The following is a 19543-nucleotide window of genomic DNA, read 5'->3' as shown; positions in this document are numbered from 1 at the left end:
CCGTAGAAACGGGCCGGAACCGGCGATCTCACCTGAGGAGCGAACCGATGACCACGACGGTCGAGCCGTACCGCGCGCTGAACCAATCGTCGCTGCCGCTGGAGCGGGTGCTGCACACGCTCAACTCCGGCTTCATCCTGCACCGGGTCGGCCAGATGGCCTACGGGTTCGCCGCCGAGGGGCGCCAGTTCAGCGTGGACCTGCTGCAGTACATCAACACCTCGCAGGAGGGCGTGGCGACGTCGTTCGCCTTCGAGGAGGTGTTCGGCGGCCGGGACCGGATGCACTGGTTCATCCACCTGAAGTCCCCGCAGGACTACCGGATCCTGCTCAACATGGTCGACCACGACCTGGAGTTCCGCCGGATCTCCGACGAGGACCGGCTGCCGCACAAGGGCGGCGGCAACTGGGACCGCATCTTCGTCCACCGCAGCCTGCACGAGGACGTGCTCGTACCGCAGCACGGGATGGACCACGACGGCGACGACGCCGAGCCGGCGACCTTCGTGCCGCCCGCCTCGTCCCAGCTCAACCAGCCGCCGGAGCAGCAGATCAACTCGGCGACGGCCGGCGCGATCGTCATGCGGACCTCGGACGTCAAGTACGAGTTCCGCGAGGAGGGCCGGATGTACGCGGCCCACTGGCAGCACTTCGTCAACGAGCGGCTCGCCGGCCGGGTCACCGCCACGCTGTACGAGCAGACCTGGGGCCAGCAGGACCACCTGTTCCAGCTGATCCACCTGCGCAGCGTCGACGACTACCACGAGCTGCGCGAGCTGGAGCGCGGCAAGGAGATGGCCACCGAGGTGTTCGGCCGGCGCCGGCTGCACGAGTCCAAGGGCGGCGGCACCTGGGACCGGCTGTTCATCGAGGGCAGCATCCGCGACACGCTGCTGCTGCCGCAGGTGCCGAGCGGCGCGGCCTGAGCTCCGATGGCGTACCGCACGATCGAGCTCCGGCGCGAGCCCGGGCTGTTGCGCGTCACGCTGGCCCGGCCGGAGCGGCGCAACGGCATCGACGACGAGACGCTGCGCGAGCTGCACGCCGCACTCGACGAGGCCGAGGGCGACGCCGCCTGCCGGGCGGTGGTCCTGGCCGGGCGTGACGGCGTGTTCAGCACGGGCATGGACTTCCAGAGCGCCGCCGGTGACGGTGGCGCGTCCGACGGGGGCGCGGCGTTCTTCGCCCTGCTGGAACGCTTCACCACAGTGCCGCGGGTGGTGATCGCCCAGGTGGACGGGCAGGTCGCCGGTGGTGGTGTCGGGCTGGTCGCCGCCAGCGACTTCGTGCACGCCACCGCCCGCAGCACGTTCGCGCTGCCGGAGGCGCTGTGGGGGTTGCTGCCCTGCTGCGTGCTGCCGTTCCTGGTGCGGCGGGTCGGGTTCCAGAAGGCGTACGCCGCGACGTTGAGCACGCAGACGATCGCCGCGGCCGAGGCGTACCGGATCCATCTCGTCGACGAGGTCGCCGAGCGTCCCGAGACGGTGCTGCGGCAGCTGCTGTTCCGGCTCAACCGCCTCGACCCGGTGGTCGTCGGCGACGCCAAGCGGTACTTCCGGGCGTTCTCCGGCGTCGACGACCGGCTGCGCGACCACGCGGTCACCGAGTTCGGCCGGCTGATGTCGGCGCCCGCGGTGCGGCAGCGGATCACGGAGTTCGTCGCGCACGGCCGCTACCCCTGGGAACGGTGATCGCCGTGCGCGCGTGGGTCTTCCCGGGGCAGGGATCGCAGCATCCCGGCATGGGCGAGGGTCTCCTGGACCGTTTCCCCGCCGAGTGCGCCACCGCCGAGCGGCTCATCGGCGTGCCGCCGGCGCAGCTGTGCCGGGACGCCCGGGGCGAGTACCTCGGCCGCACCCGGTACGTGCAGCCGGCCGTGTTCCTGGTCAGCGTGCTGGCCGCCCGGGCCGCGCTGGCGGACGGCCGTCCGCCACCCGAGGTGGTGGCCGGGCACAGCCTCGGCGAGTACGCCGCGCTGCACCTCGCCGGCTGCCTGGACTTCGACAGCGCGCTGAGCCTGGTCGTCCGCCGTGGGCGGCTGATGGAGAGCGTGACCGGCGGCGGCATGGTGGCGGTGCTCGGCCTGCCGCTGTCGCGGGTGACGGAGCTGCTGGCCGGGATCCCGGACGTCGACCTCGCCAACCACAACCTGCCCGACCAGTTCGTGCTGGCCGGCAGCACGGCGGGCATCCGCGCGGTCGTCGACGCCGTGCCGCGGCTCGGTACGGGCCGGTGCGTGCCGCTGGCGGTCAGCGTGCCGGCGCACTCCCGGTTCATGGCCGGCGCCGCGGAGGCGTTCGCGGTGGCCCTGCGCGACGTCACGCCGGGCCCGCCGTCGATCCCGGTGGTGAGCAACGTGACCGGGGCGCCCCACGTCCCGGGCGAGATCCCGGGCACGCTGCTGCGGCACTTCGTCGAGCCGGTCCGGTGGTGGGACACGATGTGCCTGCTGGCCCGGTCGGGGGTGACCGAGCCGGTCGAGGTCGGTCCCGGTGAGGTGCTGACCAAGATGTGGCGCCGGGCCGCCGGGAGCCTGCCGGCACCCGCTCCCGGCGGGCCGCTCGCGCCCGCCGCGCCCGTCCCGCCGCCCGCGCCGGTCCCGCCGCCCCCGCCAGCGACGTCGGTCGCGCCCGCCGCGCCGGCCGCGCTTCCGGTGACTGCGCCGGCCGCGCCGGTGGCGCGAGGTCCCGCCCTCGGCCCACCGCCGGCCACCGCGTCGCGTCCGCGCCCGGCGGGCTCGCCCGGGCTGCGGTCCGACTACGGCATCCGGTACGCCTGCCTGGCCGGGTCGTCCCCGTTCGGCGTCACGTCGCCGGCGTTCCTGCGACGGCTGTCGGAGGCCGGACTGCTCGGCTTCTTCGGCGCCCAGGGTCTGGCGCCGCCGGAGATCAGGGCCGCGCTGGCCGAGCTTCGCGACGTCCGCCGGTACGGCATGGCCTGGCCGTCCGGTGGTGACGAGCGGGCGCTGTGCGACCTGTACCTCGCCCACGACGTCCGCCATGTGGAGGTCACCGGTCCGCTCGCCGTGGTGTCGCCGCAGCTCGTGCGGTTCCGCTACGGCGACGGTCCCCGGCAGGTCCTGGTCCGTGCCCCGGATCTGGCCACGGCGGTCCGGTTCCTGCGCCCCGCCGACCCGGCGACGGTACGGGCGCTGGCCGCCGCCGGGCACCTGGACGGCGGAGCAGCGGGCGCGGCGGCACGGGAGGCGGTCGCCACCGACGTGGCAGTCGAACGGGACGCCCATGCGCTGGTGCCGGCTCTGGTGGCCCTACGCGACCGGGAGGCGCCGGGGGCGCGGATCGGGGTGGCCGGGGTGGGCACCCCGGCGGCCGTCGCCGCCGCCTTCGCGCTCGGGGCCGACTTCGTCGTCACGACGACGGTGAACCAGTGCACCGCCGAGGCCGCCACGTCGGACGCGGCGAAGGATCTGCTCGCCGCGCTCGACGTCACCGACATCCGTGAGGCGCCCGATCCGGACCTGTTCGAGCTCGGCGCGCGGTCTCCGGTGGCGCACCGGGGCACCCTGTTCGCCGCTCGTGCCGAGGAGCTGTACCGGATGTTCCTGCGCTACGACCGGCTGGCCGACGTCGGCCCGCGGCGGCTCGCCGAGTTGGAGCGGACGCACTTCGGCCGCCCGCTGGACGACGTGCGCGCCGATCTCGGCGTCGCGGGGCGGGACGACCGGCGCGTGCTCGCGTCGGTCTGCGCCGCCTACTGCCGGGAGGCCACCGCCGCGGCCCTGCGCGGAACGCCGGGTCAGCGGCTGAACTACCGGGTGCCGGCCTCCACCGACGTCGGGGCGTTCAACCGGCTCGTCGCGGCGGAGCCGCTGGCCGACTGGCGCGCCCGGCACGCCGAGTCGGTCACCGAGCGGCTGCTCAGCGAGGCAAATTGACCTAAATCATTAAAAAGGCCAGCCGACTCCCATTCCGCTGACAATCACCCCCTACGAACCCAACCGAGGTCGCAAAATGCCTGGTCATTGCGCTGCGTAGACACCCGCCACCCAATTAGTTACGATGGCGGCGGGCATTAATACGGCTCAATCAAGCAGTATGCGCAACCCTCGCCCACACCCCCGAAAGGCCCCTTGCATGCATTTGCTTCACTGGATGAACGCGTCCCGAACATGGAAGAAACCAGACACCACAGATAGATGGACATCGTAGGTCGCGCCATGCCGCCGCCCAGATCAAGCGCTCCTGCCTGCGGAAATGCAGGTGAGTCGCCTCAGCGCCGGGCGCGCGGCATGCCGAGCACGACCGACGGGACGAACGGCCGGCACGGGCCGTATTGCAATTCCGACAGTTTGCCGACACCGGCTGAAGAAATACTTGCCGGCGTTGCGGCTGTACTGTCAACGATTGATAGCGTCACGCATTTCACCAGCGAATGATCAGGAACCTGACAACACGCCCGAGCCACGACATCGGGCGCCAGGAGGCCTCCTTGCGAATCGCCGGCGCCACCACCAGTTTGCGTAACGAGCTGCATCGGCTGATCCGGGACGACCCGACTTTCGCCGTCCGCACACACGTCCCGCGAGGCGGGGCCGCGTACAACTCCGGCGACCACGATCTGCGGATGTACCTCGTGGAGGTCGGCCAGTTCAAGACCATCGCGTCCTCCGCGGACGGCAAGCAGTGCCTGCTGTCGATCCACACACGGGGCGACATGTTCGGCGAGCTCGGCCTGCTCGGCGGGCCACGCCACGACACCGCCCGGGCCATGCGCGACAGTGTGATCAGGAGAGTCAACTCGGCGAAGCTGTTCGACCTGCTGAGCAGCGACGAACAGCTCAACTGGCACTTCACCCGGTTCCTCATGGCCAAGCTGCTCGACCAGCAGCAGGCCATCACCCAACTGGTCACCATGGACAGCGAACACCGGCTGGCCGCGACGCTGCTGCGACTCGCCCGCAAGGTGGGCCGGCGGCTCAACCTCGGCATGCAGATCGACGCGAAGATCACCCAGGAGGAGCTGGCCAGCATGGTCGGCACCACCCGGTCCCGCGTCGGGCTGTTCCTCAAGCACTTCCGCGCGGCGAAGCTGGTGGATCAGCTGCCCGGCGGATATCTCCTGATCAACGAGCCGGCGCTGACCCGGTACGTGGAGTGCGGACAGTACGAGCCCGCCCGGTGGGGCGCCGAGCCGATCCGGCCGGTGAACGGCGCACGCCTGCTGCGCGGCGACCGGGAACTGTCCGCATGAGCGCCGTCCTGGTCCTCCTGCACGGAGCCGCGCTGCTCGTGGCGCTGCTGCTCGTCGGCGGGACCGGACGAGCCGTGGCGCGGCTGTTGCGGCAGCCGCCGGTGATCGGGGAGATCGTCGCCGGTCTCCTCGTCGGCCCGGCCCTCGTCCTGTTCGCCGGTCACGACGGGCTGGCGGCGGTGCTGCCGGAGGACATACGCGCACTCCTGCGCCTGGTCGCCGAGGGTGCCCTGGTGCTCTTCCTGGTCGGCCTCGCGCGTGAGCTGCGGGTCGGGCCGGCGCGCGACGACCGCAGGCTGGCCTGGGTGACCGCCGGTGCGCTCGTCCCGGCGCTGGCCTGCGGGGTGCTCGTCGCACTGTGGGTCCAGTTCGTCGCCGGACCGGCCGTACGCGGCGACGCGCCGATGCCGGCCTTCGTGCTGGGCGTCGCGGTGACGCTGTCCATCACCGCCGTACCGGTGCTGGCGCGGCTGCTGACCGAGCGGGGCCTGACAGAGACGACGGCCGGGGCCCTCGCGCTGGCCGCCGCCGTGGTCGTCGACGTCGTCGGCTGGCTGCTGCTGTCCCTGGCCGTCGGGCTGGGCGCCGGAGACCCCGCGACCTTCGGCCGCGCGATGGCGGTCCTCGCCGGCGCGTTGCTGCTGGCCGGCGGGATCCGATGGGTGCTGCGCCGCGCCCGGGCGGCACTGTGGTGCGGCCGGTGGCCGGCCGCCAGTGCCGTGGTGCTCGGCGTGGTGGCTCTCGTGGTCGGCTTCGGCGTCCACCTCCTCGGGCTGACCGCGGTGTTCGGCGCGATCCTGGTCGGCCTGGCGGTGCCGCCCGGCGAGCCCTGGGACGCGCCGACCGCCGCCGTGTCGCGGCTCGGGCGGTCGCTGCTGCCGATCTTCTTCGTGAGCGCCGGGCTCACCGCGCTGACCGGCGCGGTCGCCAGCACGCCGTGGTCGCTGGTGGTCGTCGTGCTCGTCCTCGGACTCGCCGGGAAGATCGGCGGCGGCTATCTCGGCAGCCGGCTCGGCGGCTGCTCTCCCGCAGAGGCGACACGGATCGGCATCCTGCTCAACACGCGCGGGCTCACCGAGCTCATCGTGCTCCAGGTCGCGTTCCAGGCCGGCATCCTCAGCCCGCCGCTGTTCCTCGCCCTGCTCATCATGGCGCTGGTCACGACGCTTCTCACCGGCCCGCTGCTGTCGTTGGCGGACCGGTTCGTGCGGGCCGCCGACGCCGGTGACAGCGCCTCGGGCGCCGTGTCCGGCCCGTCAATGGTGAGCCCGCGATGACGGGTACGCGGTCAGGACGCCGCCATGTCGCGCAGCTTCAGCACCGAGCGCCAGTTGCGGGTCGTCCCGACCACACCGGTCTTCTTCTCCACGAAGGCGTTGCTGAGCTTGCTGCGCCCGTACCCGTCGGGAACGTGCACGAACACGTCGCGGCCGAGCAGCGTCAGCGTGCCGCTCTCGCCGGGCGGGGCGGCGAGCGCCGCCTGCTTGTCCGCGCCGGGGTCGCCGCTGAGCATGGTGACGAGCAGCTTCGTGTGGTCCGTCTGCACGTCGAGATACGGGTTGGCGGCGATCATCGCGTCGAGCTCGTCCAGGCTGCGCAGCAGCACCGGCACGTCGCGACCCCACCGCTGCTTGATGCCCCTGTCGATCTCGGCCAGGATCGCGACCTCGTCGGTCTCGGGGCAGCCGAACACGACGTTGCCGCTCTGGATGTACGTGGCCACGCCGTCGAAGCCGCAGGAGACGAAGACCTCTTTCAGCTCCGTCATCACCATCGAGCTACCGCCACCGATGTTCACCGCACGCAACAGAGCGACGTATCTCGTCATGACCCGGGATGGTAACCGGCCGGGCCGATCGCGGGCGCTCAACTCTGAGCAGACACGCCCGGCCCGCGGTCGTACAACGTCAGGGACCGCGGCGGTGAGGGATCCACGAAGAGGAGAGGCCCGAGGATGATCACCACGGCGGTCGGCATCGAGGATCTCCACGTCTACCCCGGCCGGGCGTACGTCGACGTGCCCAGCCTGTTCGAGGCGCGCGGCCTGGACCCGTCGCGGCTGCCGAACCTGATGATGCGCCGCCGGTCGGTGAGCCTGCCCTGCGAGGACCAGGTGACCCACGCGGTCAACGCCGCCCGGCCACTGGTCGACGCCCTGTCGCCAGAGCAGCGGGAGGCGATCGAGCTGGTGGTGGTGGCCACCGAGTCGGGGCTCGACTTCGGCAAGCCGATCAGCACCTATGTCCACGACCTCCTCGGCCTGCCGCCGCGCTGCCGGTCGTTCGAGGTCAAGCACGCCTGCTACGGCGGCACCGCCGCCCTGCAGAGCGCGGCGGCGATCATCGCCGCGAGCCCGGCGCCGGACGCGCGGGCGCTCGTGATCGCCACCGACATCGCCGGCGTCGCGGCGGCCGGCAGCTACTTCGAGCCGTCGGAGGGCGCCGGCGCGGTCGCGATGCTGGTCAGCCGTACGCCCGACGTGCTGCGGCTCGACCTGGGCGCCAGCGGGTACCACACCCAGGAGGTGATGGACACGCTGCGGCCCCGGCCGGACGTCGACGTGGTGAACTCCGACCTGTCCCTGCTCGCCTATCTCACCTGTCTGGAACGGTGCTTCGCCGCCTACCGGGACCGCGTCGAGGGCGCCGACATCGTCACCACGTTCGACCACCTCGTCTTCCACATCCCCTTCGCCGGGATGGTCAAGGGCGCCCACCGCACGCTGCTGCGCAAGACCAAGCGCATGGCGCCGGCCGACATCGACAGGGACTTCGCGGCGCGGGTGGCCCCGTCGCTGTCGTACACGAGCCAGATCGGCAATCTCTACTCCGGTTCGCTCTACCTCGCGCTGTGTTCGCTGATCGACCACGCCGACTTCACGGTGGCCCGCCGGATCGGCCTGTTCTCCTACGGCTCCGGCTGCGGGTCCGAGTTCTTCAGCGGCGTCGTCACCGAGCGCGCCGCCGGCCGGCTCGCGGCCCGCCCGCTCGCCCGCGCCGTCGAGGAACGCCGCCGGCTCACAGTCGCCGAGTTCGACGAATGGAGCCGGCACACCGCCGACCGCGCCTTCGGCGTCCGCGACGCCGTCCTGGACACCGGCCCCTACCGGTCCGTCCTGGACAGCCACGTGGCCGGCCGGGGCCTGCTGCTGCTCGACCGGATCGAAGACTTCCACCGCGTGTACCGGTGGAGTTGAGCGCGCCATCCGAGGGAGGACCCATGAGTGTGCCCACGTCCGCGGTCGTCGTACCCGACCTGCTCCGGCACCGCACCGGCCTGATGCCCGAGCAGGAGGCGATAAACGTCCGCGGCAAGACGGCGATCACCTACCGGGACTGGGACCGGCGCTCGAACGCCGTCGCCCGCGCGGTGCTCGACCGGCTCGGCGGCACCGGGCGGGGCGCCCGGGTGGCGCTGCTGTTCGGCGGCGACGACTGGATCGACTACGCCGTCGCCTACCTCGGCGTGCTCAAGGCCGGCGCCACCGCCGTACACGTGAACGACACGATGCCGGCGGTGGAGCTGCGCCGCCGGTTCGACCAGTGTGCGGTGGCCGGTGTGATCCGCGGCGCGGCGCTCCCGCCGTGGCGGGACGACGCCGGACGCTGGTCGGTGGTCGTCGCGGACCTCGACCAGGGCGACTCCGCCGCCGTCGACACCGGCGTCACCCCCGAGGACATCTCCGACATCCTCTACACCTCCGGCACCACCGGCCCGGCGAAGCCGTTCACCAACCCGCACGGCAACCTCACGTACGGGCGCGGGTCCGCCGCCCTCGGGCAGCTGGTCGACCCAGCACCGCTGCTCGCGCCGATGCCGCTGGGCACCACGTCGAGCGCGACGACTGTCGCGGTGCTGGCCACCACGACGCCGTCACCGCTGATCGTGTGCTCACCGGACGACCCGGAGGAGATCGCCCGCCTGCTCGCCACGCACGGCTGCGCGACCCTCATCCTCACCCCGTGGACCGCGATCCGGCTCGCCGCCATCCGCCCGCAGGACCGCTACGACCTCGGCTCGGTCAAGACCATCGGCAACGCATCGGCGATCATGCCGCCGCGCATCGCCCGCGACCTCCTCGCGGCCATGCCGAACGCCACCATCGCCAACGCCTACGCGCAGTCCGAGGCGGTGCCGGCGATCATCCTGGGCAACGTCGACCCGGACCGGCCGATGTGGCTGGGACGCCCCGGACGCGGCACCGAGATGCGCGTCGTCGACCAGCAGGGCGAGCCGCTGCCGCCGGGCGAACTCGGCGAGGTGTGGCTGCGCTGCGAGGCGCCCAAGCGGCTGTACCTCGACCAGGCGCTCAACGCCCGCGTGCACGCCGGCGGGTGGACCCGCACCCGCGACCTCGGACGCGCCACCGCCGACGGCGAGCTGTTCCTGTTCGACCGGATGACCGACGTCATCACCACCGACGGGAAGCTCGTGTCGTCGCTGGAGGTCGAGGCCGCACTCTACGACCACCCCTCGGTACGCGAGGCCACAGTCGTCGCGCTGCCCGACCCCGAGCACGGCGAGATCGTCGCCGCCGTCGTGGCGGCCGACCCGGCCCTGGACGACGCGACGCTCGCCGCGTTCCTCGCCGAGCGGCTGGAGCCGCACCAGGTCCCCGCCCGCATCCACCGCCTCGACGCGCTGCCCCGCGGCGGCACCGGCAAGGTGCTGAAGTACCAGTTGCGGCAACGCTTCGGCGGCTGACCGTCGCGGTTGCCGCCGGCGCACGGCCTCCGCCGCGTACCCTGTCAGAGCTGGTGGCGGCACGAGCCGGCTGCCTCCGACCACCCCGGCCACCGGGGGGCTCGGGCCTGCGCAAGGGCCACTGACAGACATCGAGGTGGGAGATGCCGCAGTTGAACCCGGTCGCGGCGCAGCGCGTGGAGGCCGTCGCCGTCGCGGCCCTCGCCGTCGTCGTGACCGTCGCGGCCGGGTACCCGTGGTGGTCGCTGCTCGCCCTCTTCCTCGTCTTCGACCTGTCCATGCTCGGCTACCTGCGCGGGCCGCGCGTCGGCGCCGTCTGCTACAACGTGGCGCACTCGTACACGCTGCCGGCGGCGCTCGGCGCGGTGGCAGTGGCAGCGGCCGCGTCCGGCGACCGGATCGACTGGCTGGGAGTCCTGGCCGTCGCGTGGGCGTTCCACATCGCCGTCGACCGCGCCCTGGGCTACGGCCTCAAGACGACCGAGGGGTTCGAGCACACCCACCTCGGCCTGATCGGAAAGGCCCGGCGTGCCGGATCGTCCACCGACGAACGCTGACGGTTCCGGTCACGGGCGCGTCGGCCGGCAGTTCGCGCTCGTCAGCCGCACCGAGTACTCGCGGTCGTCGGACGTGATCCCGGACGGCACGCCGTCGAAGTATGCCTCCACCTTCTCCCAGCCCCGGCGCTGCTCGTAGTGCAGGTGCGGGGCGCCGGAGTTCCCGGTGCTGCCGACCCGTCCGAGCTGGTCGCCCCGGGCCACCCGCTGACCGGCCTGCACCGACGGCGGTTCGAGCAGGTGCAGGTACTGCGTCTCCCATTTGCCACCGTGGTCGATCTTGACCCAGTAGCCGCCGCCGCGCCCCCGCGGCCCGTCCGGATCCTGCGGGGTACGTCCGCCCAGCGAGCCGTTGATCCCCGCCACCGTGACGGTGCCGTCGGCGGAGGCGAGCACCGGCCGTCCCCACGCGTCCCCGGAAGTCGGGAAGAAGTCGACGTCGTAGTCGTCGTGCCCCGGATAGGTGGACAGCCGCCACGTCTCGCCGCAGGCCACCGGGAGCTGGAAGTCCGGTCGCGGGCCTGGTGGCCGTACCAGCGGCACCACGACCGCCGCACCGGCGGCGAGCGCCGCGAGGACGCCGACGATCAGCAGGACGCGCGGGGCGCGGCGGCGCGGGCGGCGGGAACCGTGGGGACGCTCGGTGGTCATCCGGGCCTCAGCCCAGCTCGATGACGGGCCGGGTCAGGATCTCGTCGGCGTATCCGTCGTCGGAGGCGACCCACCGGCCGAAATCCTCGTCGCGGTACGCGGTCGCGAGGGTGAGCCAGCCCAGGAAGAAGCCGCTCCCGCCACAGGTGGCACCGCCGCCGTCGCCACCGCAGACGACGGTGCGCTCGGTCGTCGCCTCGTGCCGGTAGGGGTCCTGCCCGATCGCCAGACCCCAGAGGTTCTCCTGCCGGTGCGGGCCGGTCCTGTGGTCGTACGGATAGCCGTCTCCGGGGCAGTCGTCGCCCCAGCGGAACAGGGTCGTCGCACCGGCGCCGCACGCCCACTCCCACTCGTCCGGAGTGGTCGTCCGCACGCCGAGGCTCCCGAGCCCGGCCATCGCCTCGTCGTACGAGACCTCGCGGATCGCCCGGGCGCGCACCACCTGCCCGGTCGTCCGGTCGAACTCCACAGTCAGCCCGTCACCCGACCGGAAGGTGCGCACCCCGCCGAACCGGTTCCCGACCGACGCGACCAGCTCCCGCACCCGAGGGTCGTCCGGCGCCAGCGGCACCTCGCACGGGTCGAACGCGTCCACCGCGACCAGCATCGCCGGCATGTCGACGTCGCGTACGGGCGACGTCATCGCGTCGACGTACTCGGTCAGCGACGGAAGGCCGAACTCGGCGGCGCTGTCGGCGTAGTCGGCGGCCTGGTGCGCAGCGGGCCGGAAGCGGGCCGCGTCGTAGCCGAGCGTCGGCCGGCCGCCGGGTACGAGAGCGAACCGCATCCCGCCCCGGTCGAACAGCGCAGTCCGGTGCGACCGCCCCGCGTACGCCGTGTCGCCCAGGCCGGTCACTGTCAGCTCGTGCCGCGCGGCGACGTCCTGGGCGAGCCGGCCGGCAGCGCCGTCGGAGAGATCGTTCCACTGGGCATGACTGAGATCGGCGTACGACACGGCGAAAGGATAGCCACGGGCTCCGACAGAGCCGGATCGACGCCGGTGCGACCGGTCGGCCCGCCTCCGGAGGCGGGCCGACGCGAGCTGTCCGGGTGCGCGACGGCACGCCGCGACCCGTCGACGAAGCGGTCAGGCTTCGTCGGCGTCCGTGCTGAGCGCGAGTTCGCGGCCGGCCTCGATGTCGGCGAGCAGCGTCGCCACGCGGGCCTTGGCCAGGCCGTATGAGTCGGAGCCGAGCACCTGGTGCAGCGGCGCTCTGCCGCCGACGGCCACCTCGACGATGGCGGCCGCGGCCTTGACCGGGTCGCCGAGCTGGGTGCCGGGCATGGCCAGGTGCGCCTCGGTCATCTCGCGGATCGCCTCGTAGCCGTCGGTGGTGCGCGCCGGCAGGCCGAGGGAGGACGTCCGAAGGAAGTCGGTACGCGTGTACCCGGGTTCCACGACGGTGACCTTGATGCCGAGGTGTGCGACCTCGGCCGCGAGCGAGTCCGACAGACCCTCCAGGGCGTACTTCGCGGAGCAGTAGAGGCCCCAGCCGGGGAACGCGGTCAGCCCCAGGATCGAGGACACGTTGACGATGTGGCCGCTGCCGGCGGCGCGCATGCCGGGCAGGGCCGCGCGGAGCACGTTCCAGACGCCGAAGACCTGCACCTCGAACATCGTCCGGACCTCGGCGTCGCCTGCCTCCTCGACCGCACCGAGGAAGCCGTACCCCGCGTTGTTGACCACGACGTCGATCCCGCCGAAACGGTCGGTGGTGGCCCGGACGGCCGCCGTCACCGCGGCCTCGTCGGTCAGGTCGAGTTCGAGGGGAAGCAGTCGCTCACTGTCGACCGGCCCGAGGGCCGCGACGAGCCGCTCGGCCGACCGGGTCGTCGCCGCGACGTCGTCACCCCGCTCCAGCAACTGCTTGACCAGTTCGAGGCCGATGCCGCGGGACGTGCCGGTGACGAACCACGTGGCCGGACCTGCGGTGGGGTAGGGCATGGGAACTCCCGGATCTCGGTGTCGTCGTGTCCCCGGCCGGGGACGCCACTCCATCGTGGGTACGAGGGTGGGCCGAGAACACAGCCGGACGAGCCCAGCGCTGCCTGGGAACGGCGTACCCACCCAGGCGGTGTCGCGGACGACGTTCGCGGCGGATCATCGGGTCATGGCAGGACACTCCGACCTCGGCCGATTCCTTCGTCAGTGCCGGGCCGACCTGACTCCGGAAGCGGTCGGCATCGCCGCCGTGGCGCAGGGACGCCGCGTCCGCGGACTGCGCCGCGAGGAGGTGGCCCTGCTCGCCGGCGTGAGCGTCGACTACTACACCCGGCTCGAACAGGGCCGGCACACCAGCCCTTCGGCCGCTGTCGTCGACGCCTTGGCCCGGGTCTTCCGGCTCGACGCCGCCGCCCGCGCCCACCTCGCCGACCTCGCGCGGCCGGCGAGGCGCAGCAGCCGGCAGATGCCCGCCCAACGGGTACGCCCGGCGATGCACCAGCTGCTCGCCTCGATGACCGAACACCCCGCGCTCATCCTCGGACGGCGCACGGACGTGCTCGCCTCGAACGCCCTGGGCCGTGCCCTCCTCACCGACTGGACACTGCTCCCGCCGCGGCACCGCAACTACATCCGGTGGGTCTTCCTCGACCCGGGCGCCCGCGACGCCTTCCTGGACTGGCCGGCGGTGGCCGCCGACGTGGTCGGCACCCTGCGCCTCTACGCCGGACGCAATCCCGACGATCCGCAGCTCAGCGAGCTCGTCGGCGAGCTGAGCATCAAGAGCCCGGAGTTCCGGGCCTGGTGGAACGGCCGCCACGTGCACGAACGCACGCACGGCACCAAGCGGATGCACCACCCCGCGGTCGGGCCGATCACCCTCCGCTACGAGGCCCTCGTCCTGCCCGGCGACCCGGACCAGACGCTGTTCCTCTACACCACCGATCCCGGCAGCCCGTCGTACGACAACCTGCGCCTGCTGGGATCGCTGGCCGCCCGGACCGCGCCGGCCCCCGGCAGAGCCTCGTCCACGCCGCTGCCCGACGCGAGCAGGACCGAACCGAACCCGTCCTGACGCCGGCCGCGCGTCGATCTCAGGCCCGCGAGGCGTCCGCGGTCCGAGGGACTCCGGCCAGCCGGTCGCGGCAGAAGTCCCGGAACGTCCGGGGTGGCCGGCCGGTCACGTCCGCGACGGTCGTCGTGACCCGGTCCTCCGAGCCCGCGGCGACGGCCGTGTCCAGGCCCGCGAGGAAGCGGGCGTAGTCGGGCGCGAGGCCGTGAGCCTCGTGGTACGCGGTGAGCGCGTCCTCGTCGACCGCACGGTGCCGGACCGGGCGGCCGAGGAAGTCGGTGAGCGTGGCGGCGACGTCGGCGTAGCTCAGCCGCTCGGGACCGGTGATGACGTGCTCGGTGTCGTGGGGCGCGGGATCCGTGAGGGCACGCACCGCCACCTCGGCGATGTCGGCCGGATCCACGAAGCCCACGCGGGCGTCGCCGGTGGCGCTGACGATCTCGCCACGCTCCCGGGCGCTCGCGGCGTGCGGATGGTCGCCGACGAAGTTCTCCATGAACCAGGACGGTCGCAGCACCGCCCACTCGGGGATCATCTCGCCGAGCTGGGCCTGCACCTCGCCCAGTCCCGGCGTGCCGGCCTCGATCGCCGACGAGCTGAGCAGGACGGCCCGCCGTACCCGGGCACGCCGGGCCAGGTCCAGGAACGGCAGCATGGTCGGCGCCGGGTCGGCGTCGCCGAGGGGCGCGATCAGGTAGAGCGCTGTCACACCGTCCAGCGCCGTGTCGTGCGTGCTGCGGTCGTACCAATCGAAGCGGACGCCCTCGGCGGACGCCCGGCGGCTGGCGACGCGGGCCCGGCGGCCGGCGGCGGCGAGTCTCGCGGCGACGAGCCGGCCCGTCGTTCCCGTGCCTCCGACGACGAGGATCATGCCCGCACCCCCTCGCCGAACAGTTCCCGCACGGCCAGCGGGTTCCAGTAGTCGCGATAGCGCAGGATCCGCCCGGCCCTGATGGTGAGGACGGCGATGTAGCGCAGCCGGTACGGCTCGCCCGTGGCGACGACGACGCCGGTGGCGGTGAACTCGGCGACGATCACCTCCCGGTCGGCGGTCTGGTGGACAGTGACGTCGGCGATCTCGCGGATGTCCAGGGTCCGCGGGTAGTCGATGAGGTAGTTGTGCAGCTCGGCGCGGTCGGCCACCCGGCTGGGCCGCCCGGCCGGCGCGAACGGGAACTCCATGACGGCGTCGTCGGCGAACAGGGCGATGAAGCCCGGCATGTCCTTGGCGAGCAGACGGTCCAGGGCCTGGTGGAACACATCGGTGGCGGTACTCGGCACTGCTGTTCCTTCCTGTCGGCGGGCCGCCCGCGGTGATCTACGATAAGCGGACGGCCGGTCCGCTTCACCATAGCGGACTGGCGGTCCGTTTGCGAGAGGGGGCAGAAGTGCGGGCTGACGCGGCGCGGAATCGGGAGGCGGTGCTCGCCGCGGCCGATCGGCTGTTCGAGGCGGCGAACGACCCCGACCGGATCTCCATGGACGACGTCGCCGCTGCCGCCGGCGTGGGCAAGGGCACGCTGTTCCGCCACTTCGGCGACCGGCTGGGCCTCGTCCGCGCCCTCTACGGCACGCGCGGCGAACAGCTTCAGGCGTCACTCGCGGCGAGCCCGCCCGGCGACTCGCCGGCGGACCGCGCCCTGCACCTGCTGCGGGAACTGGTCCGGTTCAAGCGGGCCAACCGGGTCCTCACACTGGCCCTGGAGAACGCGGGAAGCGGAAGCCCCTATCGCAACGAGTCGTACGAGGAGTGGCACGCGACGCTGACCGCCATCGTGTCCGAGGCCCGGGGCCCCGAGTCGGCGGAGTTCCTCGCCCACGCCCTGCTGGCCGCGGTGCGCAGCGATCTCGTCGAGCATCTTCGCGACTGGCCCGACGAGCGCTGGGATGCCGGGCTCACCGCACTGACCCGTTCGGTGCTGACCTCCGGGCGGTAGTTCCTCCCGACGGGTGCCAGGGTGGTGGGGCGTGAGCCGTGCCGCGCTCACGCCCCTGCCCTCACCTGGTCCGCTCGATCACGGCGGTGAGGCGGAGCCCGGCTGTCGACACCGTGCCACTCCCCCAGAAGGACGCGGTCCCCGGGATGTTGGCCAGGGCGTCCAGGCTCGGATCGTTACCCTCGACCTTCGGCCCGTACGCGACGCTCCATCGCCCGCCGGTGTAGCGCAGCAGCAGCGTGCCCGGGTACTCGACGTACGGCGGGATCGGGTTCGTGCCGCTGATCCAGACGTTGCCGTTCGCGTCGCCCGCGACCGCGTACACCCAGCCGGCCGACGCCGGTCCGGCCACCCGCTGCCACGTCCGGCCGTCCCAGTGCAGGATGACCGGCTTGGGGGCGGAGTCGTAGTCCTGGGTGCCGACCGCCCAGGCGTCGGTCGACGAGCGGGCCCACACGCCGGTGAGCCGGGCGCTCGGGATCGACGGCAGCGGCGCCACCCGCCACGACCCGCCGACGCGCTGCGCGATCATCGGCTCCGGGTAGGGCGCGTCGGCGACGTACCGTTCCCCGGCGGCGAACACGCCGCCGTCCGGGGTACGCGAGACCGCCCGCAGGACGCCGTTGAGTCCATCGGTTCCCGGCACCGCGACCCGGCCAAACTGACCGGTGTCACCCTCGACGACCAGCGGCCGGCCACCGTCGTGGCCGACGAACACGGCCCGCCCGCCGCCGGTGGCGGCCACGTCCAGCAGCTCCGCGGTCCCGGCCGGGGCGGGCCACGGCGCGTGCGCCGTCCAGGTCGTGCCGTCGAAGTGCCCGGCGTACGACTCGCCGAGGCGCCGGGAGCCCACCGTCCAGACGTCCCGGGCGCTCGCCGCGTCCACCTTGTACAGCAGATACGCCTGGTGCGGCAGCCGCCGTTCCGTCCACGTCCGCCCGTTCCACCGCAGCAGCGCGTACGGCTGGTCGATCGAGTACCCCGTGTAGGTCGACGCCTGGTAGCCGACGGACCAGGCGTTGTTCGGGCCGGTGGCGGCCACGTCGGTCAGCCGGCTCTCGTGGATCAGCGCGGGGACCGTCGCCGTCCATGTCGAAGGGGCCGCGGCTGCGACCGGCGTGACGGGCGGGAGCAGTACACCCGCCGTCAGAGTGGAGACCGTCGCTACCGACAGCCCGTACCGTGCCAGTGATCCCATGGTGGCCCTCTTCCCCGATCGGTGGTCGGACCTCAGCATCGCGTTCCGCGAAGCTGCGCGCGTGCCCGGCTGCTGTCCCGTAAGGGAGTGGTAAGAACGGTCCCTCCGAGGGGGCATCGACTGTGGCCGGAACGGTGCCGCCCGCCGTCAGGCAGCGCGGCGGGCGCGGCGACGGGCTCGGAGGAAGACGGCGTCGCCCCGCTCGTCGCCCCACCAGCCCCACGGAACGCCGGTCATGTACCGGCCGATCGACGCGAACACCGGCGCGGCCTCGGCGGCGCGGCCGGTGCGCACCAGCCCGTACGCCAGGAAGTTCGCGTCGTCGAGCCAGGCGGCGTGCCGGGTCGCCGGCTGGTGGAACCACCGGGACAGGGCGTTGTCGAGATCCGCCTGCATGACCGGATCCTGTCGCCACCGCTCGCCGATCTCGTCGGGGGTACCGCCGTGAGGTTCGCGATCCTGCTCCCACAGCGCCCACTCCGCGGCGGCCCGAACCGGCAGCACGAGCAGTGGTGAGCCGGTAGGAGCCGTGGCGGCGACCGAGCGGGCGAAGCCGAACATCGCCTCGTGCGAGCCGCTCCACTTCCGGCAGTGGTAGGTCAGCCGGAGCACGTGGCCCAGATGGTGCCCGGGATCCCGCTTGGTCAGCTCACGCCACGCCTCCTCGACGTCCTCCAGTGGCGCACTCGTGTCGATCATGAGGTCCAGGCGGTGCGCCCACGGCGTGGGGTCGTCCGGCGCGAGCCGCATCGCGACATCGTTCACCTGCCGGGCCAGGTCCAGCAGGCGGCTGAACTCGACCCACTGCTCCCGGCGTACGCCGGCGGCCCAGTCACCGCCGCGCACCTCCCACGCCCGTGCCATCAGGGAACGGGCACGGACGAGCTGGGCATCCGGGTCCGCGGGCGCGCGCGACGCCCAGCGATCGGTCCAGGCGTCCGTGGTGTCGACCCGGCCGGTCGTACGGTCGATCCGCGATCCCAGCCCGCGAGCTGTCGATTCGGCGAGCACACGGACGTACCGGGCCCGGCGGTCGTAGTCGTTCCGGGTGGCGACCAGCGCCGTCCGGGCCGGCCCGATGTCGGAGCCGTACCGCGCCTGCGTACACGCCTCGCGCAGCACGGCGTCGTCCTGCGCCGGGTTGGGGTCGATCTGGCGGGTGAGTACCCGCCACACGGTCGAGATCATGATCAGGGATGGTAGATGTCGCGGGCCCCGCCGGTGAGCCCGTCAGCCGGCGGCCGCCCCGGCGGGACGGAGCACCGCGTCGAGCCAGCGCAGCTGCCGCCGGACGTGGACGGCCTCCCCGCCCTCGTGGCCGTTGAACGGGTACGTGTGGATCTCCCGTAGCGGCGCTGCCGATCCACCGGCGGCGTACTGGTTGTAGGCGGCGAACCCGGTGCTCGGCGGGCAGACCTCGTCCCGCAGACCGATCCCGAAGTGCGCCGGGGCGGTGGCCCGCCGGGCGAAGGTCACGCCGTCGACGTAGGACAGCGTGCGCCGGACCGGCTCCTCCGCCTCGCGGTGCACCGCCAGGTAGCGGGCGATCTCGCCGTACGGGGAGGCCTCGGTCAGTTCGATGGCGCGCTGGATGTCGCACAGGAACGGGGCGGTGACCAGGAGCGCGGCGAGGCCGTCGACGAGGCCCGCCGCCGCGAGCGCGAGTCCACCGCCCTGGCTGTTGCCCACCGCGGCGACGCGGGCCGGATCCACCCCGGGCAGGACGCGGACGGCGTCGATCGCGCGGACGGCGTCGGTGATGAGGCGGCGGTAGTGGTAGTCGTCCGGGGACAGGATCCCCCGCGTGGCGGGGCTGGGCCCGCCGGGCGCGTCGTGCGGGTCCGGGGTGTCGCCGCGGCTGAACAGGCCGGCCTGTCCCCGGTTGTCCACCAGCAGGTGGGCGTAACCGGCCACCGGCCAGGTGAGCCGCTCGCCCGGCAGGCCCCGGCCGCGTCCGTAGCCGGGGTACTCCACCACTGCCGGCAGCGGCGCCGGTACGCCCGCGGGTCGGGTGTACCAGGCCCGGACCGGTTCGCCGGCGTACCCGGCGAACGTCACGTCCCACACGTCGACCAGCCGCAGGTCGGTGGGTTCGGGACGGACGTCGACGAGCACCGGGGTGGCCGCGGCGGCGGTGAGGGTGGCGCGCCAGAACCGGTCGAAGTCGGCGGGCTCGACAACGGCCGGTGTGTAGCGGCGGAGCCGGTCGAGGGAGATATCAATCGACGCTCTTGACACGCTGATAACGATACCCATAAATTTCCGAAAGGC

General features: G+C 72.9%; 19 protein-coding genes. 10 read left to right on the top strand and 9 right to left on the bottom strand.

The window, feature by feature from the left end; translation table 11 throughout:
- Positions 1–47: 47 nt before the first annotated feature.
- From FB455_RS15525 to FB455_RS15505, 5 genes are all read left to right on the top strand, one after another.
- The gene (locus FB455_RS15525) at positions 48–926 is read left to right on the top strand and encodes a DUF6039 family protein (protein ID WP_013287045.1); all 879 of its coding nucleotides are present in this window, start codon (positions 48–50) and stop codon (positions 924–926) included.
- 6 nt (positions 927–932) lie between these two features.
- Positions 933–1691, top strand: coding sequence for an enoyl-CoA hydratase-related protein (locus tag FB455_RS15520; RefSeq protein ID WP_013287046.1), 759 nt, complete (start codon positions 933–935; stop codon positions 1689–1691).
- Entirely contained in the window at positions 1688–3895 is a 2208-nt protein-coding gene (locus tag FB455_RS15515) for an acyltransferase domain-containing protein (protein ID WP_013287047.1), read from the top strand. The genes FB455_RS15520 and FB455_RS15515 overlap by 4 nt, the downstream gene beginning before the upstream one ends.
- 554 nt (positions 3896–4449) lie before the next feature.
- A complete protein-coding gene (locus FB455_RS15510) occupies positions 4450–5211 on the top strand; it encodes a Crp/Fnr family transcriptional regulator (protein WP_013287048.1) in 762 nt (253 codons plus the stop codon).
- Positions 5208–6488: a cation:proton antiporter gene (locus FB455_RS15505; protein WP_013287049.1), complete on the top strand. Its 1281-nt coding sequence runs from the start codon at positions 5208–5210 to the stop codon at positions 6486–6488. The genes FB455_RS15510 and FB455_RS15505 overlap by 4 nt, the downstream gene beginning before the upstream one ends.
- An 11-nt stretch (positions 6489–6499) precedes the next feature.
- Here the strand turns inward: FB455_RS15505 and FB455_RS15500 are convergent, their stop codons facing one another.
- Positions 6500–7039 carry a DUF1697 domain-containing protein gene (locus FB455_RS15500; RefSeq protein ID WP_013287050.1) on the bottom strand — a complete coding sequence of 180 codons (540 nt, stop codon included), beginning with the start codon at positions 7037–7039 and terminating at the stop codon, positions 6500–6502.
- Between the two features lie 126 nt (positions 7040–7165).
- On the opposite strand from FB455_RS15500, the gene FB455_RS15495 reads away from it, so the two are divergent.
- The 3 genes from FB455_RS15495 to FB455_RS15485 all read left to right on the top strand — a co-directional run bounded on the left by FB455_RS15495 (position 7166) and on the right by FB455_RS15485 (position 10472).
- Positions 7166–8407, top strand: a complete 1242-nt coding sequence (locus tag FB455_RS15495) for a hydroxymethylglutaryl-CoA synthase family protein (protein ID WP_013287051.1) — start codon at positions 7166–7168, stop codon at positions 8405–8407.
- A 23-nt stretch (positions 8408–8430) separates the two neighbouring features.
- The gene (locus tag FB455_RS15490) at positions 8431–9915 is read left to right on the top strand and encodes a class I adenylate-forming enzyme family protein (protein WP_013287052.1); all 1485 of its coding nucleotides are present in this window, start codon (positions 8431–8433) and stop codon (positions 9913–9915) included.
- Positions 9916–10058: 143 nt separating this feature from the next.
- Positions 10059–10472, top strand: a complete 414-nt coding sequence (locus FB455_RS15485; RefSeq protein ID WP_013287053.1) for a DUF4260 domain-containing protein — start codon at positions 10059–10061, stop codon at positions 10470–10472.
- 9 nt (positions 10473–10481) lie between these two features.
- Here FB455_RS15485 and FB455_RS15480 read toward each other — a convergent pair whose 3' ends face one another.
- The 3 genes from FB455_RS15480 to FB455_RS15470 form a co-directional block, all read right to left on the bottom strand.
- A complete protein-coding gene (locus tag FB455_RS15480; protein ID WP_030268217.1) occupies positions 10482–11123 on the bottom strand; it encodes a M23 family metallopeptidase in 642 nt (213 codons plus the stop codon).
- 7 nt (positions 11124–11130) lie between these two features.
- Positions 11131–12078: a hypothetical protein gene (locus tag FB455_RS15475; RefSeq protein ID WP_013287055.1), complete on the bottom strand. Its 948-nt coding sequence runs from the start codon at positions 12076–12078 to the stop codon at positions 11131–11133.
- 132 nt (positions 12079–12210) lie between these two features.
- Positions 12211–13068: an SDR family NAD(P)-dependent oxidoreductase gene (locus FB455_RS15470; RefSeq protein ID WP_013287056.1), complete on the bottom strand. Its 858-nt coding sequence runs from the start codon at positions 13066–13068 to the stop codon at positions 12211–12213.
- A 166-nt stretch (positions 13069–13234) separates the two neighbouring features.
- Between FB455_RS15470 and FB455_RS15465 the strand changes: the two genes are divergently transcribed.
- Positions 13235–14140: a helix-turn-helix transcriptional regulator gene (locus FB455_RS15465; protein ID WP_013287057.1), complete on the top strand. Its 906-nt coding sequence runs from the start codon at positions 13235–13237 to the stop codon at positions 14138–14140.
- Positions 14141–14159: 19 nt separating this feature from the next.
- Here FB455_RS15465 and FB455_RS15460 read toward each other — a convergent pair whose 3' ends face one another.
- The gene (locus FB455_RS15460) at positions 14160–15008 is read right to left on the bottom strand and encodes a Rossmann-fold NAD(P)-binding domain-containing protein (protein WP_013287058.1); all 849 of its coding nucleotides are present in this window, start codon (positions 15006–15008) and stop codon (positions 14160–14162) included.
- On the bottom strand, positions 15005–15418 hold the full coding sequence (locus FB455_RS15455; RefSeq protein ID WP_030268214.1) for a nuclear transport factor 2 family protein: 414 nt from the start codon (positions 15416–15418) through the stop codon (positions 15005–15007). The genes FB455_RS15460 and FB455_RS15455 overlap by 4 nt, the downstream gene beginning before the upstream one ends.
- 107 nt (positions 15419–15525) lie before the next feature.
- On the opposite strand from FB455_RS15455, the gene FB455_RS15450 reads away from it, so the two are divergent.
- Entirely contained in the window at positions 15526–16074 is a 549-nt protein-coding gene (locus tag FB455_RS15450) for a TetR/AcrR family transcriptional regulator (protein ID WP_013476286.1), read from the top strand.
- Between the two features lie 61 nt (positions 16075–16135).
- Here FB455_RS15450 and FB455_RS15445 read toward each other — a convergent pair whose 3' ends face one another.
- From FB455_RS15445 to FB455_RS15435, 3 genes are all read right to left on the bottom strand, one after another.
- Positions 16136–17272, bottom strand: a complete 1137-nt coding sequence (locus tag FB455_RS15445) for a hypothetical protein (protein ID WP_145753804.1) — start codon at positions 17270–17272, stop codon at positions 16136–16138.
- A 147-nt stretch (positions 17273–17419) separates the two neighbouring features.
- On the bottom strand, positions 17420–18460 hold the full coding sequence (locus FB455_RS15440) for a DUF4034 domain-containing protein (RefSeq protein ID WP_145753802.1): 1041 nt from the start codon (positions 18458–18460) through the stop codon (positions 17420–17422).
- A 42-nt stretch (positions 18461–18502) separates the two neighbouring features.
- Complete coding sequence (locus FB455_RS15435; protein ID WP_145753800.1) at positions 18503–19528, bottom strand: acetylxylan esterase; 1026 nt, start codon at positions 19526–19528, stop codon at positions 18503–18505.
- Positions 19529–19543: the final 15 nt, after the last annotated feature.

This window comes from Micromonospora sp. CNZ296 (genome assembly GCF_007827635.1).
Note: the sequence above shows the minus strand (reverse complement) of the source record. Positions and strands in the feature narration are given on the sequence as shown.